Raw genomic sequence first — 16,406 nt, 5'->3', positions numbered from 1 at the left:
GCGTAGCCGCGGGGGGCTTCCTCGAGCGGGATGGCCTTGGCGTTGACGGCCTTGGCGATCTGGACCTTCTCGTGCAGGATCGCCATCATCAACTGCCGGTTGTACTTCATCACGGGGCACTGGCCGGTCGTGAACGAAAGCGACTTGGCCCACCCGGTGCCGAGCGAGAGCGAGAGGGAGCCGTGCTGGGCGGCCTCGTCGATCCCGCCCGGATCCCCCGTGACGTACAGGCCCGGGATGCCCAAGGCCCCGCCGGCGGCGGTGAGGTCCATGAGCGAGTTCAGCACCGTCGCAGGGGCCTCGTGCGAGGCGTCCTTGCCATGCCCGCGGGCCTCGAAGCCGACAGCGTCGACACCGCAGTCGACCTCCGGGACTCCGAGGAGCTGCTCGATCTGGTCCTTCGGGTCGCCTTCGGAGACGTTGACCGTCTCGCAGCCGAAAGACTTCGCCTGGGCCAGACGACCCTCGTTCATGTCCCCCACGATGACGACGGCGGCCCCCAGCAGCTGTGCCCCCACGGCGGCCGCCAGGCCCACGGGGCCTGCCCCCGCGATGTACACCGTGGAGCCGACGCCGACCCCCGCGGTGACCGCGCCGTGGAAGCCGGTGGGGAAGATGTCCGAGAGCATGGTCAGGTCCATGATCTTCTCCAACGCCTGGTCCCGGTCCGGGAACTTCAGCAGGTTCCAGTCCGCGTACGGGACCAGCACGTACTCGGCCTGCCCGCCGACCCAGCCGCCCATGTCCACATACCCATAGGCGCTGCCCGGCCGGTCGGGGTTGACGTTCAGGCAGATCCCGGTCTTGCGCTCCTTGCAGTTCCGGCACCGGCCGCAGGAGATGTTGAACGGGACCGAGACGATGTCCCCCACCTTGACGAACTCCACGCCCGGGCCGACCTCGACGACCTCGCCGGTGATCTCGTGCCCGAGGACCAGGTCCTTGGGCGCGGTGGTGCGCCCGCGGACCATGTGCTGGTCCGAGCCGCAGATGTTCGTCGAGACCGTCCGCAGGATCGCCCCGTGCGGGACCTTCCGGCCAACGTTCGCGGGATTCACCCCCGGCCCGTCCTTGAGCTCGAACGTCGGATACTCGGTGTCGATCACCTCCACGACGCCGGGCTCCTTGTACGCAACCGCCCTGTTTCCGGCCATGCTCACTCCTTCGTGCTCGTCCGCTTGCTCGTTGTCCCTCAGCGGTGCTCCGATGCCCGCCTCCCCAGGCATCAGCCACCGAAGCACCGTTCACGGAAAACGAGCTCGGGAGGCCCGGTGGACGACGGGCCTCCCGATCAGGTTCACAGGTTGACAGCCGCTCCTGCCGAAGCAACCTTGTGGTCATTCTCGACGGTGCTACCACTGACCCCGATGGCACCGATGATCTCCCCGCCGACCGAGATCGGAATGCCCCCCGGGAACGTGATGAGCCCTCCGTTGGACACTTCGATGTTGAAGAGCGGGCCGCCGGGCTGGGAGAGTTCTCCAATCGATCCGGTCGGCATGTCGAAGAAACGGGCCGTACGGGCCTTCTTGATGGAAATGTCGATGCTGCCCAGCCACGCACCGTCCATTCGCGTGAACGCCTTGAGGTTGCCTCCGCCGTCGACGACCGCGATGTTCATTGCCGTTCCCGTGGCCGTCGCCGCGTCGCGCGCCGCCGACAGGACGGCGTCGGCTTGGGCTTGGGTGATGTCAGTCATTGATTTCTCCTTCGAATGAGTTCAGCGGATGGAGTTGAGCTGAATGAGTTCAGTCCCGCAGACGCATCGTCTCGAACGGCATTTCATCGAGATTGATGAGCGGATTGTCGTCCTGGGTAGCGACCAGTTGCCGCGCCTCTGCGTCGGTATCCACGCTCGGCATCGACCCGGGAAGGGGACGCTGCGCCGCTTCCCGCAGGAAGTAGACAGCGACCGCCCCGACCAGGGAGGTCGCCATGAGGTAGTACGCGGGGGCCATGTCGTCGTGGCTGACCTCGATGAGGCCTTGGACGATGAACGGCGTGGTTCCGCCGAAGATCGCGACCGCAAAGTTGTACGCGATCCCCATACCGCTGTAGCGGCTCGACGTCGGGAACTGAGCGGGCAGCGCCGAAGCGAGGTTGGCGACGTAGAACGTGACCGGGAAGGCGATCAGGGCCAAGCCGGCCAAGGTCGACCAGACGGCACCGACCGAGATCAGGAGGAACGCCGGAACCGAGAACAGTACCGTGCTTCCGGCTCCGATCCAGAGCACAGGACGCCGGCCGATACGATCCGAGAGCTTCCCTGTGAGCGGGATGCACAGGGCCATCACCACGAGCACAGGAATCGTCAGCAAGGTGCCATGCACCGGGTCGTAGCCCTTGGCATCCGTCAGGTACGTCGGCATGTACGACGTCAGAGCGTAGCCGACAGTGTTCGCGGCCGCCGCGAGGATCATGGCGAGAAGAATCTGACGCCAGTAGGCCTTGAGGACTCCCAGCGGCCCCTTGGCAAACGCCGCGTCTGCGGCGACCGCGTTCGCGGCCGCTGCTTCCTGGGCGTCCAGAGTCGCCTGGAACTGCGGCGATTCCTCGATCTTGTTTCGGAAGTAGACCGCGATCACGCCGAGCGGCCCGGCTGCAAGGAAGGGGATCCTCCAGCCCCAGTGCTCCATGGCATCCTGCCCGAGGGCCAACTGGAGCACGGAGACGAGAGCCGCTCCCAGGGCGAAGCCGAGATACGAACCCATGTCGAGGAAGCTCGCAAAGAAGCCGCGTCGCTTGTCCGGCGCGTATTCGCACACGAACGTGGTGGCCCCCGCGTATTCGCCGCCGGTCGAGAAGCCCTGCACGAGCTTCAAGGTCACGAGCAGCGCGGCCGCCCAGATCCCGATCTGGGCGTACCCCGGAAGCAGGCCCACCCCAAGGGTGCTCGCGGACATCAGGATCAGCGTCGTGGCGAGCACCTTCTGCCTGCCCACCTTGTCGCCCAGCCAACCGAAGACGACGCCGCCCAGCGGGCGCGCGATGAACGTCGCCGCGAACGTCCCGAGCAGGAAGAGCGTCTGGACGGCGCGATCCGCCTCCGGGAGGAAGACCGGCCCCATCGTGGTGATGAGGTAGCCGAAGACCCCCACGTCGTACCACTCCATGGTGTTGCCGACCACCATGCCGCCGATGGCCTTCTTGAGCATCGGGTGATCGACGACGTTGATGTCGGCGACGATGAGTCGCCGGCGCCGGCGCGATTTTCCGTCCATGTGCCTGCCCCGGGGAACTTCCTTGCTTCCTTCGATAGTGACATCGCCATTGACCGTCACGAAGAGTTCCTTTCGCTGAATTCTGGGACGGCTAGACGTGACCGTCGACAGTGATTCCTGGTGGCAGGTTGGGCTCCTCATCGGACTCCTGGAGGTAGATGTCGCCATCCCGGACTTCCACCGCATGCACGCGCACGGGCAGCTTTGCAGGCGGGGCGTCGACGGCGCCTGTGCGCAGATCGAACTTCGACGCGTGCAGGGGGCACTCGACCTCGCACCCTTCCACGTAGCCGTCGGCGAGCGAGGCGTCCTGGTGCGTACACGTATCGTCGATCGCGAAGAGCTCCCCTTCCTCCGTGTGGAAGACGGCGATCGGAGGACGTGTCTCCAGCCGCATCGCGTCCCCCCGCGCCAGCTGCGACAGCGGGCAGACCCGGACCATCTTGTTCGTCGCTTCGCTTGTCATCGCACTTCCCTCGTCATCGCACTTCCCTGAGCGTCCCATGGCTGCTCTCCGGCACGATGTCCCCGACCTGGTCCATGACCCAGCTGTGGAACGCGCCGATGTGATGCTCACTGGGCACGAGAACCCCGCCCTTGGCGTAGATCTTCGACGCCATCGCCGGCTGGCAGCGCTCGCACGCGTCGAAGTCCTGCTCGTTCACGCGGTGGAAGAGCTCGACAGAGCGGCTGACGTCCTTCCCGCTTTCCACGACCGACGGCAGGTACAGCCAGTCGCACTCGACAATGGTGCGGTCGGCGGCCATCGGGAACATCCGGTGGATGATCACATGGTCGGGAACAAGGTTCACGAACACGGTCGGCTTGATCGTGATCGCGTAGTACCGGCGGTCCTGGTCATCCGCCACGCCCGGGATCACGTCCAGGCCCTCCGAGCCGTCCACCGTGAAGCCCTTGATGTTCTCCCCGAACTCGGCCCCGTGCCCCACGAAGTACTGTGCGGCGAGCCCGTCGGCGAATTCCGGCAGGACCTCGGTCAGCTCGGGGTGGATCGTGGCGCAGTGGTAGCACTCCATGAAGTTCTCGATGATGAGCTTCCAGTTGGCCTTGACGTCGTACGTGATCCGGCGGCCGAGGCTCAGGTTCGCCACGTCGTAGCCGTCGATCTTGTGCACGTCGCCGAGACGCTCCTCGATCGCACCCATGACGTCTTCCTCGAACGAAGGCGGCTCCTCGGCCAAGCACAGCCAGACGTAGCCGAGGTACTCGCGCACGTGAGCCTTCACGAGGCCATACTCGTGCCGGTCGATGTCCGGCATCTTCGTCAGGTTCGGCGCCGCGACGAGCTTGCCGTCGAGATCATACGTCCAGGCGTGGTACGGGCACTGGAAGGAGCGCTCCGCCGTTCCCGACTCCTCCATGCACAGCTTGGCGCCCCGGTGGCGGCAGATGTTGAAGAACGCTCGGACCTCGCCCTTGCGGTTCTTCGACACGATGATGCTCTCGCGCCCCACCTGGACCGTCTTGAACGAGCCCGGCTTCTCGAGGTCCGCCGAGCGGACGGCGCAGAACCACATCTTCTCGAAGATGCGCTCCTGCTCGGCCGCGAAGACGCCCTGGTCCACGTAGGTGTAGCCCGGCAACGTCGATATGAGGCTCTCCGAGATCTTCTCGTGGCTCCCCTGAGCCGCGAGCTTCTCCGGTGCAGTCGTCATGTCTTCTCCTTCTCAGGTGACGTTCTTGGTCACGTGTTGTTCTTCGTAGGGTGTCTGCAGGTCCGGTGGTCCTAGACGGCAGCGGCGAGTCCCGGCGTCGTCGTCCGGAGGGAGCGTTCGACGTCGCGGCGCCGCTTGGCAAAAAGGCGCGGCTGTCCGCTGCTCAGCAGCCCCACCGGCTCGGTGCCGCGGTAGTAGGCAGCGAGGAAGCTGTGCGTTGCCGGATCCCCGGCTTCAATATCGACGCGGTCGGCCAGCTCGGCGTGTCCGCTGAACTGGATCCGGATGCCGTACTGATCGGACCAGAAGTAGGGGACGGCGGTGTGCGGGTCGGCGTCTGGGCTGCCGAGGAGCGCCTTGACCGCGCGGGCCGGCTGGCTGAGCGCGGCGTTCCAGTGCCCGTGGCGCTGCGGACGGCCAAGGTGCCGATCACGCCACGCCGCGCAGTCGCCCACGGCGACGACGCCGGGAACGCTCGTGCGGCCATGGTCATCACACACCACACCGTCAGCCAGCTGGATGCCCGATGCTGCGAGCCAGGCGGTGGACGCAACTCCTCCGACGGCGACAAGGACTGCGTCAGCCTTGACAACCCGCCCATCCGAGAGCTCGACAGCTCGCAGCCTGGCGGCCTCCGAACGAACGCCAGTGACCACGGCACCCTGGACGAAGTCAACCCCGTTGAGGGCATGCAGGCCGGAAAGGACTTCTCCCATCGTCGCGCCCAGGCTTCGCCCCAGCGGCACACTCGGGCCCCCGAGAAGCGTCACCTCGACGCCCGCCACGCGAGCCGTCGAGGCGACCTCGGCCCCGATCAGACCCGCCCCGATGACGAGGAGCCGTGCGCCCGGCCGCAGTTCCTCGCGCAGGCACCGCGCGTCGTCGACCGTGCGCAGCGTGTAGACGTTCTCGAGCCCCTCGAACTGGTCAAGCTTTCTGGCAGCGGATCCGGTGGCTATGACGACTCCGTCCGCCTCGACCCGCCGGCCGCCCTCCAGAACGACGGTGCGCTCCGCGGGCTGAAGCGCGACAGCCCGCTCACCCAGCAGCCACTCGGCTGAGAGGTCCTCGGGCGAGTCCTCGAGCGCCAGGCTCTCCTCGCCGACCTTTCCGGCGAGGAAGTCCTTGCTCAGCGGAGGGCGATCATAGGGGCGGTGGATTTCGTCGCCGATCATGACGAGGCGTCCCTCGAAGCCTTCAGCACGGGCCGCGCGGGCGGCGGAAAGTCCCGCAAGGGAGGATCCCACGATGGCAAGAGTCTTCATGCGTGCTGCTCCTGATAACGGACCGGAGTTTCGCTTCAGCTGAATTGCGCTACTCACAACTCGATGCGACATACACAACAGTGGCCCAGCTCACAGGACGCTGTCAAGAGGTATCCGGCCATGAATGCGCCCAAAGAAACAGCAACACCCCGGTTCCGAAGACCGGGGTGTTGCTGACGCACTGAAACAGGTCCCATCTGGAGGACTGGCTAAGCCCAGACCTCGTAGCCCGCGAGCTTGTCGTAGAGCTTGCGGCGCTGGATTCCCTGGGCCGCGAGCCAGAGCACGGTGTCGTCCGCGGCGGCGAGGTCGACGACGCCCGTCGCGACCTGCTCGCCCTGGAACCACACTTCGACGGTTCGACCGACCAGCTGCGACCAGTCGTCGCGCCGGCCGCGGCCGGTCCGTGTCTTGACAACGGTTGTCTGCCACATTGAAGACTCCCCTCAGCACTCGATGACGTTCACGGCGAGCCCGCCGCGCGATGTCTCCTTGTACTTGACCTTCATATCCGCCCCGGTCTCGCGCATGGTCTTGATGGCCTTGTCGAGCGAGACCTTGTGGCTGCCGTCGCCGCGCAGCGCGATGCGCGCGGCGTTGATGGCCTTGTTGCTCGCCACGGCGTTGCGCTCGATGCAGGGGATCTGCACGAGGCCGCCGACGGGGTCGCACGTGAGCCCGAGATTGTGCTCGATGCCGATCTCGGCGGCGTTCTCGACCTGCTCCGGGCTGCCGCCCAGCACCTCGCACAGGCCGCCCGCCGCCATGGCACACGCCGAACCGACCTCGCCCTGGCATCCCACTTCGGCCCCCGAGATCGAGGCGTTCTCCTTGAACAGGATTCCCACCGCGGCGGCCGTGAGCAGGAAGCGCACGACGCCGTCGTCGTCGGCTCCGGGGACGAACGTCGAGTAGTAGTGCAGGACGGCGGGCACGATTCCCGCGGCCCCGTTCGTCGGGGCGGTGACGATCCGCCCGCCCGAGGCGTTCTCCTCGTTTACCGCGAGCGCGAACAGGTTGACCCAGTCCATGGCTCGGATGGGGTCGGTCTGATCGTTCGCGGCCTCGAGGTCGGCGAGCAGCTTCGGCGCCCGCCGCGGGACCTTGAGGCCACCGGGAAGCAGCTTCTCGGTGCGGGTGCAGCCGTTGTGCACGCACTCCTTCATGACGCCCCAGATGTGGAGGAGCTCGGCGCGCAGCTCGTCCTCGCTGCGCCAGGCGAGCTCGTTCGCGAGCATGATGTCGCTCACCCGCTTTCCCTCACGGCGGCAGTGCTCAAGGAGCTGGGCGCCGGTCGTGAAGGGGTACGGCAGCGGGGTCGAGTCCTCGACGATCCGATCCGCTCCGGCAGCGGTCTCGTCGACGACGAACCCTCCGCCCACCGAGTAGAAGGTGCCTTCGTGCAGGAGCTGCCCTGCGCCGTCGTACGCCTTGAAGACCATCCCGTTCGGGTGGGCCGGGAGCGAACGGCGCCGGTGCATCACGACGTCGTCCCCACGGGAGAACGGAATGTACCGCTCCCCCGCGAGCAGGAGCTTGCCCTCGGCACCAGCCTGGGCGACCCTCGCGTCGGCCGTGTCCGTGTCCACGGTCTCCGGCCGCTCGCCCTGCAGCCCGAGGATCACGGCCTTGTCCGAACCGTGCCCGTGCCCGGTCGCACCGAGCGAGCCGAACAGCTCGGCCTGCACGCGCTCCACGTCGCCCAGAAGCCCCGCCGAGCGCAGCCGGCCGATGAAGAGAGCCGCCGCGCGCATCGGCCCGACAGTGTGCGACGACGACGGGCCGATCCCAACCGAGAACATGTCGAGTGCGCTCAGTGCCATGGGGCATCTCCTTCCGTCTCCGGCGCACCACTCATCGGAGCACCACCGTTCGGTTTCCGTTCAGGATGACCCGGCCCTCGCAGTGCCACCGGACGGCGTTGCTGAGTGCCTTGCACTCGGCGTCGCGGCCGACCGCGACGAGGTCCTCGGGCGAGTGCGTGTGGTCGACCTCGATGACCTGCTGGGCGATGATCGGCCCCTCGTCGAGCTCGGCGTTGACGTAGTGGGCGGTCGCGCCGACGGTCTTGACGCCGCGCTCCCACGCCTGGTGGTACGGCTTGGCTCCCTTGAACGAGGGCAGGAACGAATGGTGGATGTTGATCACCCGCCCCGTCATCCGGGCGGTGAGGGCGTCGCTGAGCACCTGCATGTAGCGGGCGAGCACCACGAGCTCGACACCGTACCCGTCAACGAGCGAGAGCAGCTTGGCTTCGGCCTCCGGCTTCGCGTCCGGGGTCACGGGGATGTGGTGGTACGGGATGCCGTGCCACTCCACGAGGCCCCGATGGTCCTCGTGGTTCGAGACGACGGCCACGATGTCCACCGGGAGCTCGCCGATCCGCGACCGGAAGAGCAGGTCGTTGAGGCAGTGGCCGAACCTGGAGACCATGATCATGACCCTGGTCTTCTCCCCCGCAGGACGGAGCCGCCACGCCATCCCGAACTGCTCGGCCACGGTCCCGAAGTCCGGTTCGAGGGACTCCGGCGCGTCGAAGTGGACCCTCATGTAGAAGTGCCCGCCCCGCCGGTCGCCGTACTGCTTGATGTCGAGGATGTCGCAGCCGCGCTCCGCGAGGAACCCCGAGACCGCGTACACGATCCCGGGCCGTTCCGCGCAGTCGAGAGTCAGGACGTACTCACGGGGTCCCATGGAATTCCCGCATCGCGTCGAGCAGCCAGCGCCCGAGGTAGTCGGCGAAGGAGGCCCGCGGGAAGATCTCCCATGTTTCGCTTCCGGTCTTCCAGAGGAGGACGGGCACCGGGCCGAGCTGGGTGACGTATGCCGCGCCGACGGCGAACGCACGTGGGTGCAGGTCGAGCGCGCAGCCCTTCTCGAGGACGTCGCGGGCCGCCTTCCCGCTCAGCTCGAACGTCGTGCGGTTCGCGGAGAGGTCGACGGCGGCGCCAGAGTCGCCGCCGAGTGCCCCCACCAGACTGGCGGTGGCCTCGGTCGGGGCCGCTGCGCTGCCCAGAGGGGCGACGACGAGGAACTCGTCTGGCCCCAGCCACAGGATCGCGTTGCCGGAGCCGAGTGCGACGTCGCCGCAGCGGGCCGGGAGCGGCGTGCCGAGCCATTCCTCGACCCGACGTGCGGCGTCCGTTCCCGCCACCACGCGGAGGCCGACCATGGTCCGGAACGGGACCTCGCGCAATGCGACGCTGTGCGGGCCGGTCACCTCGGCCGCCGCGAACTGGGCGGCGAGGTGGCCTGCGGGGCTGCGGCGCAGCTCGGTGATAGGGGCAGTGAGGGTTTGCTCAGCCATCGCGGCGCTTCCCTTCCGGGTCGTAGAGGACGGTGTCGGCGACGACGACGTCGACGAGCTGGTTGCCCACGGGGGCGACGAGGGTCTGGCCGATGCGGTTCCGGCCGTTCTTGATGAGCGCCAATGCGAACGAGCGCCCGAGTGCCGCCGAGTGGTAGCTCGACGTCACGTGCCCGAGCATCGGCACGGGGCCGTAGGCCGGGTTCACGCTGATTCCGGCCTCCACGAGCTGCGTTCCCTCGGGGAGCCGGAACGTCGGGTCGACTGGGAGCAGCGAGACCAGGTGCTTGCGGTCCGTCCGGACGGTGTCGATGCGCGAGTACGAGCGCTTCCCGATGAAGTCCTTCGCCTTCGAGACGATCCACTCCATCCCGGCGTCCTGCGGGGTGACCGTGCCGTCCGTGTCCTGGCCGACGATCGGGTAGCCCTTCTCCGCGCGCAGAACGTGCATCGTCTCGGTCCCGTAGGGGGTCATTCCGAACTCGGCCCCGGCCTCGTAGATGTCCTCCCAGACCTGCTGCCCATACCAGCCGGAGACGTTGACCTCGAAGGCCAGCTCGCCGGAGAACGAGATGCGGCACACGCGGGCCGGGATTCCCGAGGCGAGCGTCGTCTCGCGGAACGTCATGAACGGGAAGGCCTCGTTGTCGACGTCGAGGTCCGGGGCCACCTTGGCGATGACCGCGCGTGACTTCGGGCCGACGACGGCGACCGTCGTCCACTGCTCCGTGACCGAGGTGAAGTTCACGTCGAACGCGGGCCACTCGGTCTGGTGCCACTCCTCGAGCCAGTCGAGGACGCGGGCGGCGCCGCCCGTCGTCGTCGTCATGAAGTAGCGGTTCTCCTCGACGCGGAGGGTGACGCCGTCGTCGAAGATCATCCCGTCCGGGGTGCACATGACGCCGTAGCGGGCCGAACCGGGGGCGAGCTTCTTGAAGGCGTTCGTGTAGATGCGGTTCAGGAACTCGCCCGCGTCCCTGCCCCAGACCTCGATCTTGCCGAGGGTCGTGGCGTCCATCATGCCCACCGAGGTGCGCACAGCCGCGCACTCCCGGAGCACGGCGTCGTCCATCGATTCGCCCGGCTGGGGGTAGTACCAGGGCCGGAGCCACTGGCCGACGATCTCGAACTCGGCGCCGTGCTCGACGTGCCACGGGTGGATCGACGTGAGGCGCGCGGGGTCGAAGAGCTCGCCGCGCTCGCGTCCCGCGAGGGCCGCGAAGGCGACGGGCGCGTACGGGGCACGATACGTCGTCGTGCCGATCTGGCCCGGAGTCGCACCGTTGTTGAGCGCCGCGGCGATGACACCGATGGCATTGACGCCGGAGGTCTTGCCCTGATCGTTCGCGGTGCTGATGGAGGTGTAGCGCTTGACGTGTTCAACGCTGCGCATGCCGGCACCGGTCGCGCGGAGGACGTCCTTGACCGTCTGGTCACGCTGGAGGTCCACGAAGTGCTCGTCGAGCCCGTCGAGGCTCCCATCCTCGGCGCGCACGACCCAGAGCGGGCGCGTAGCGCCGACCAAGTGCAGGGCGGTCCCGGAGACGGCGATCGCGTGCTCGCCCCCCTCGTTGACGAAACCCGCGTTGAACGCCGCGACCGCGCCCGCGTTCGTTCCCTCGACGAGGCAGTCCTCAAGGGCGAAGCTGCCGCGGGCTGACCCGACGATCTGCTGCCCCTCGACGGCGCCCGACGGCACGAACGCCACGAGCTCGTCGTCCCAGCGGATCTTGCCCTGACGCTGGCTGTGGAGATGCACCACCGGGCTCCAGCCGCCCGAGACGGCGACGAGGTCGCAGGCGATGCTGCGCTTGTCGCCGCGGGGAGTGCCGTCGTCGTCAATGGTCTGGATCGCCGCCGAAGTGACCCGCGAGGTCCCCGCGGTATCCACCACCGTCGCACCAGGGAGGACGACGACGCCGGCCGCCTCCGCTGCCTTGGCGGCGGCGGAGAGCTCGGGGCGGGCGTCCGCCACGGCGGCGACCTGGAGGCCAGCCGCCGCGAGCTCGGCGACGAGCGGGTACACGCTGTCGTTCGTCGTCGAGACGACGACGCGCGAGCCGGCGGCGACGGCGTACCGGTTCAGGTAGGTGCGAACCGCCGAGGCGAGCATGACGCCGGGGCGATCGTTGTTGCGGAAGACGATCGGCCGCTCGTGGGCCCCCGTGGCGAGGACGACCTGCTGCGCACGGATATGCCACAGCCGCTGGCGGGAGACGCCCGCGAACTCGGGGGCTCCGGCCTTCGCGCCGAGATGGTCGGTGCGGTTCTCGAGCGCGATGACGTAGTTGGAGTCATAGCTGCCGAACGCGTTCGTCCGGCTCAGCACGGTGGCCTCGGGCGCGGCCTCGAGCTCAGCGAGGACCGCGGCAACCCATTCGGCTGCGGGCAGGCCGCCGATCGCCGCGTTCGGATCGGACAGCAGAGAGCCGCCGAGTTCGGGCTGGTCGTCGATCAGGATGACCCGGGCCCCGGTGGCAGCGGCCTCGCGGGCAGCAGCCAAGCCGGCCGGCCCTGCACCGACGACGAGGACATCAGTGTGGACGTACTTCTTGTCGTAGACGGACGTGTCCTCCGCGGGGTCGAGCTGGCCGAGGCCCGAGAGGTACTGGGCCTCGATCCCGTCGACGAGCTCCACGATCGTGGCCGGAAGCATCGACTCCGTGGTCGAATGCCCGGGACGGCGGACCTTCACGAGCGCGTTCGGCTCCTCCACCCCCGCTGCGACGATGCCTCGGGGCCGCTTGAGGTAGAGGGACGGCGCGGTCTCGACGACGCCGGCCGCCAGCAGCGCGGACGCGAGCGTGTCGCCGGGGTGGCCTGTGTAGGTGCGACCGTCTACGGTGAATTCGAGCTCCGCCGAGCGGTCGACTCGGCCGCCCTGACGGAGGCGGAACGGTTGGCGGCTCATTTGGCTCCTCCTGGAATCTTCTCGCCTGGCTTCTCGCCCGAGGCGAGGGAAGGCTGGGTCTCGCCCATGCGGTAGACCGCGGCGATGCGGTACGTTGCTGTGTCGCGGACGGCGTTGAACCACTTCCGGCATCCGCCGGAGTGGAGCCAGCGCTCGGCGAAGAGTCCCTTGGGGTTTTCGCGATAGAAGAGATAACGGCCCCATTCCTCGTCGGTGAGGGCGTTGGGGTCCTCCGGGTAGGCGACGTGGGCCTGACCGCCGTAATGGAACTCGGTCTCGTCCCGGGCCCCGCAGTTGGGGCAGCTGATGAGAAGCATTGCTTGTCCTTAACGCTCGATTTCTCGTGGGCGACCAGTCAGTGCGCGACTGCTGCCGCGCCGTGCTCGTCGATGAGGGCTCCGGTCACGAACCGGTCGAGTGCGAACGGTGCGTTGAGCGGGTGCGGCTCGCCGGTGGCCACGGTATGCGCCATCGTCCAGCCGGCACCCGGGGTGCCCTTGAAGCCGCCCGTGCCCCAACCGCAGTTCACGTAAAGGTTCTCGATCGGGGACTTGCCGACGATTGGCGATGCGTCGAGCGTGACGTCGACGATCCCGCCCCATGTGCGAAGGAGGTGGGCCCTGGCGAAGATCGGGAAGAGCTCGACGGCCGCGGCCATCTGCTCTTCGATCACGTGGAAGGCGCCGCGTTGGCCATAGCCGTTGTAGGAGTCGATGCCGGCACCCATGACGAGCTCGCCCTTGTGCGCCTGGGAGACGTACACGTGGACGTGGTTCGACATCACGACGGTCGGGTGCACGATCTCGTGGAGCTCGGACACGAGCGCCTGGAGCGGGTGCGACTGGATGGGCAGGTCGAACCCGGCGAGTTTCGCGAGCACGCTCGAGTGGCCGGCCGCGCACAGGGCGACCTTCCCGGTCGCGATCGTGCCGCGGTTGGTCTGGACCCCGACGACGCGGTTGCCGTCCTTGACGAAGCCCGTGACCTCGCAGTTCTGGATGAGGTCTACGCCGAGCTCGTCGGCCTTCCGGGCGAATGCCCAGGCGACGTGGTCGTGCTTGGCGATGCCTGCACGCGGCTGGAACGTGCCGCCGAGGACGGGGTAACGGATCTTGTCGCTCGTGTTGAGGATCGGGCAGACCTCCTTGACCTGGTCCACGTCGAGCCATTCAGCATCGACCCCGTTGAGCTTGTTCGCGCTCACTCGGCGGACCGATTCGCGTACGTCCTGGAGGGTGTGGGCGAGGTTGAGCACGCCGCGCTGGCTGAAGAGGAAGTCGTACTCGAGCTCCTCGGGGAGCTCCTCCCAGAGCTTGAGCGAATGCTCGTAGATCGCCGCGGACTCGTCCCAGAGGTAGTTCGAGCGGATGATCGTCGTGTTGCGGGCCATGTTGCCCCCCGCAAGCCACCCGCGCTCAAGCACGGCGATGTTCGTCATCCCGTGGTTCTTGGCGAGGTAGTAGGCCGTCGCGAGACCGTGCCCGCCACCGCCGACGATCACGGCGTCGTAGGACGGCTTGGGGTCGGGATTGCGCCAGAGGAAGTCTGGGTGTTCCGGCAGGAGGTCCGCCATCACTGGGCTCCGTTCAACGTCAGGTCACGGTTCGAGTCGGTCAGGATCGGGGTCAGGTTCGGGTACAGGGGATGCTTCTCTGCCAGGACTGCAACGCGGGTCCGGAGGGTGTCCGCGAGGTCATCGCTGAAGTCGGCCTTGAGCGCGGTCGCGATGATGTCGGCGACCTCGCGGAACTCGGTCTCGCCGAATCCTCGGGTTGCGAGGGCCGGCGTGCCGATCCGCAGTCCCGAGGAGACCATGGGCGGGCGGGGATCGAACGGCACGGCGTTGCGGTTCACGGTGATGCCGATCCGGTGAAGACGGTCCTCGCCCTGCTGGCCGTCGAGCTCCGAGTTCCGCAGATCGACGAGCACGAGGTGCACATCGGTGCCGCCGTTGACGACGGAGACGCCGGCGGCCGCGACGTCGTCCTCGAGGAGGCGTTCGGCGATGATCCGCGCGCCCTGGAGCGTGCGCTCTTGACGGTCGCGGAACGCCGGCTCGGCGGCGAACTTGAAGGCGACTGCCTTCGCGGCGATCACATGTTCGAGCGGGCCGCCCTGCTGACCGGGGAAGACCGAGGAGTTGACCTTCTTCGCGATGTCGGCGCGGTTGGTGAGGATCACCCCGCCGCGCGGACCGCCCAAGGTCTTGTGCGTCGTCGTCGTCACGATGTCCGCGCGCGGCACGGGGTTGGGGTGCAGTCCCGTGGCAACGAGACCTGCGAAGTGGGCCATGTCGACCATGAGGTACGCGTCCACGAGGTCGGCGATCCGGCGGAACTCGGCGAAGTCGAGTTGGCGGGAGTAGGCCGACCAGCCGGCGACGATGAGCTTGGGCCGGTGCTCGAGGGCGAGCCGCTCGACCTCTGCCATGTCGATCAAGAAGTCCTTCGGGCTCACCTCGTATGGCACGACGTTGTACAGGCGGCCCGAGAAGTTGATCTTCATGCCGTGCGTGAGGTGGCCGCCGTGGGCTAGCGAGAGGCCGAGGATCGTGTCGCCGGGCTGAAGCAGGGCGAACATCGCCGCCGCGTTCGCCTGCGCGCCGGAATGGGGCTGGACGTTCGCGAACTCGGCGCCGAAGAGCGACTTGACGCGGTCAATCGCGAGCTGTTCGATCACGTCGACGTTCTCGCAGCCGCCGTAGTACCGCTTTCCCGGATAGCCCTCGGCGTACTTGTTGGTGAGCACCGAACCTTGGGCTTCCATGACCGCGGTCGGGGCGAAGTTCTCCGAGGCGATCATCTCGAGCGTGCCCTGCTGGCGCTTCAGCTCCTCGTCGATCGCGGCCGCGACCTGGGGGTCGGCGTCGGCAAGTGAAGTGGTTAGGACGTCCACCATCGGGTCCTCCTCTGCATGTCGTAGAGACTTTTGAGTCCGAACTAGTATGAGACTGATATATCAAAGCCTGAGCTCGAGTATGATTGAGAACGAAGGACGATGTCAACCGCCTGCTGCGGAAGAAGGGACCTCGGATGACGGCGCAGGGAACACTGGTCACGGCCGAGCCTGGAGGAACGCTCTCGCTCGCCGAGCACGCGTACCAGCTCCTCAAGGACCGCCTCATTATGCTCGAGATCCGGCCCGGAGAACCCATCAATGACGGTCAACTCGCAGCCGAGCTCGGAGTGGGGCGCACCCCCGTCCGCGAGGCGCTCAAACGGCTCGAGACGGACCACCTCGTGGTGTCCTACCCCCGGCGCGGGACGTTCGCAACAGTCGTGGACATCACCGAGCTCGCCGCAATCTCCGAGATCCGCGAACTCCTCGAGCCGCTCGCGGCCCGCCGCGCAGCCGAGAACGCAGGCCCCGCGCTCCGCGCCGAAATCCGGGCCAAGGCCGACGAGATCAGCAACTTCGATCCGGCTGAGCCAGACCAGATCCAGCTCATGCGGCTCGACCTTTCGGTCCACCGTCTCATCTACCGTGCTGCGGGAAATGCCCATCTCGAGGACGTGCTGATCCGCTACGACAATCTCGCGACCCGCATCTGGTGTCTCGTGCTCGATCGGGTCTCCTCGGTGGCCGGCCACGTCAGCGAGCACGCTGAGCTTCTTCGGGCGATTGCCGACGGCGAGGCAGAGAAGGCGGGTCGGCTTGCGCTCGAGCACGTTACGGGCTTCGAGAAGACGATCCGGGCTGTCCTCTAATAGAGAGCCCCACTTCGGAGGACTGCAGAAGCAGCGCCGCAAAAGCGCCGGACGAACCTTGGGCGCAGCTAGAAGGGCGGTGGCTTCGGGCTGGGGGGCGATCCACTGTATCCAGAGGGCGTCTCCCCCGGGTAGTCACCCTGAGCTATATGGCGGTGCTCTGGGCTTGTCCGTGCTTCAGGCCGCAAAGGGTCAGGACCGTGGCGCGGTTCGACCGCGTAGGTGCGTCCGACCGGGGAGCGCCAGCTGACGGCGCCGCCGGGCTGGTGTTGGTAGGTCCAGGCGCCGATGGATTTGAGTGCGTGGTGTCTTGGGCACA

General features: G+C 67.5%; 15 protein-coding genes. 1 reads left to right on the top strand and 14 read right to left on the bottom strand.

Annotated features, from left to right (window positions below):
- The 14 genes from fdhA to glyA form a co-directional block, all read right to left on the bottom strand.
- On the bottom strand, positions 1-1,154 hold a 1,154-nt coding region (gene fdhA, locus V7053_RS13420), incomplete at its 3' end, for a formaldehyde dehydrogenase, glutathione-independent (RefSeq protein WP_334172775.1).
- Between the two features lie 143 nt (positions 1,155-1,297).
- The gene (locus tag V7053_RS13415; RefSeq protein WP_334172774.1) at positions 1,298-1,699 is read right to left on the bottom strand and encodes a GlcG/HbpS family heme-binding protein; all 402 of its coding nucleotides are present in this window, start codon (positions 1,697-1,699) and stop codon (positions 1,298-1,300) included.
- Between the two features lie 49 nt (positions 1,700-1,748).
- Complete coding sequence (locus tag V7053_RS13410) at positions 1,749-3,221, bottom strand: MFS transporter (RefSeq protein WP_334172773.1); 1,473 nt, start codon at positions 3,219-3,221, stop codon at positions 1,749-1,751.
- Between the two features lie 91 nt (positions 3,222-3,312).
- Entirely contained in the window at positions 3,313-3,663 is a 351-nt protein-coding gene (locus tag V7053_RS13405) for a bifunctional 3-phenylpropionate/cinnamic acid dioxygenase ferredoxin subunit (RefSeq protein ID WP_334172776.1), read from the bottom strand.
- Between the two features lie 37 nt (positions 3,664-3,700).
- Positions 3,701-4,897, bottom strand: coding sequence for an aromatic ring-hydroxylating oxygenase subunit alpha (locus V7053_RS13400; protein WP_334172772.1), 1,197 nt, complete (start codon positions 4,895-4,897; stop codon positions 3,701-3,703).
- Between the two features lie 71 nt (positions 4,898-4,968).
- Positions 4,969-6,162 carry an NAD(P)/FAD-dependent oxidoreductase gene (locus V7053_RS13395; protein ID WP_334172771.1) on the bottom strand — a complete coding sequence of 398 codons (1,194 nt, stop codon included), beginning with the start codon at positions 6,160-6,162 and terminating at the stop codon, positions 4,969-4,971.
- Between the two features lie 209 nt (positions 6,163-6,371).
- Positions 6,372-6,596 carry a hypothetical protein gene (locus tag V7053_RS13390; protein ID WP_334172770.1) on the bottom strand — a complete coding sequence of 75 codons (225 nt, stop codon included), beginning with the start codon at positions 6,594-6,596 and terminating at the stop codon, positions 6,372-6,374.
- A gap of 12 nt (positions 6,597-6,608) precedes the next feature.
- Positions 6,609-7,985: an L-serine ammonia-lyase gene (locus V7053_RS13385; protein ID WP_334172769.1), complete on the bottom strand. Its 1,377-nt coding sequence runs from the start codon at positions 7,983-7,985 to the stop codon at positions 6,609-6,611.
- Between the two features lie 31 nt (positions 7,986-8,016).
- Entirely contained in the window at positions 8,017-8,856 is an 840-nt protein-coding gene (gene purU, locus V7053_RS13380; RefSeq protein WP_334172768.1) for a formyltetrahydrofolate deformylase, read from the bottom strand.
- Entirely contained in the window at positions 8,843-9,469 is a 627-nt protein-coding gene (locus V7053_RS13375; RefSeq protein WP_334172767.1) for a sarcosine oxidase subunit gamma, read from the bottom strand. Before V7053_RS13375 ends, purU begins: the two co-directional genes overlap by 14 nt.
- Positions 9,462-12,380: a sarcosine oxidase subunit alpha family protein gene (locus V7053_RS13370; RefSeq protein WP_334172766.1), complete on the bottom strand. Its 2,919-nt coding sequence runs from the start codon at positions 12,378-12,380 to the stop codon at positions 9,462-9,464. Before V7053_RS13370 ends, V7053_RS13375 begins: the two co-directional genes overlap by 8 nt.
- A complete protein-coding gene (locus tag V7053_RS13365) occupies positions 12,377-12,697 on the bottom strand; it encodes a sarcosine oxidase subunit delta (RefSeq protein ID WP_334172765.1) in 321 nt (106 codons plus the stop codon). Before V7053_RS13365 ends, V7053_RS13370 begins: the two co-directional genes overlap by 4 nt.
- A gap of 38 nt (positions 12,698-12,735) precedes the next feature.
- Entirely contained in the window at positions 12,736-13,953 is a 1,218-nt protein-coding gene (locus tag V7053_RS13360; RefSeq protein ID WP_334172764.1) for a sarcosine oxidase subunit beta family protein, read from the bottom strand.
- Positions 13,953-15,278 (bottom strand): serine hydroxymethyltransferase, encoded by a 1,326-nt coding sequence (gene glyA, locus V7053_RS13355; RefSeq protein WP_334172763.1) that lies wholly within the window; start codon positions 15,276-15,278, stop codon positions 13,953-13,955. The genes V7053_RS13360 and glyA overlap by 1 nt, the downstream gene beginning before the upstream one ends.
- A gap of 134 nt (positions 15,279-15,412) precedes the next feature.
- Here glyA and V7053_RS13350 point away from each other — a divergent pair, with 134 nt between their 5' ends.
- Entirely contained in the window at positions 15,413-16,087 is a 675-nt protein-coding gene (locus V7053_RS13350; RefSeq protein WP_334172762.1) for a GntR family transcriptional regulator, read from the top strand.
- The last annotated feature ends 319 nt before the right edge of the window (positions 16,088-16,406 follow it).

This window comes from Sinomonas sp. (assembly GCF_036848755.1).
Classification (GTDB): domain Bacteria; phylum Actinomycetota; class Actinomycetes; order Actinomycetales; family Micrococcaceae; genus Sinomonas.
This window is presented reverse-complemented; position numbering and strand designations above follow the sequence as displayed.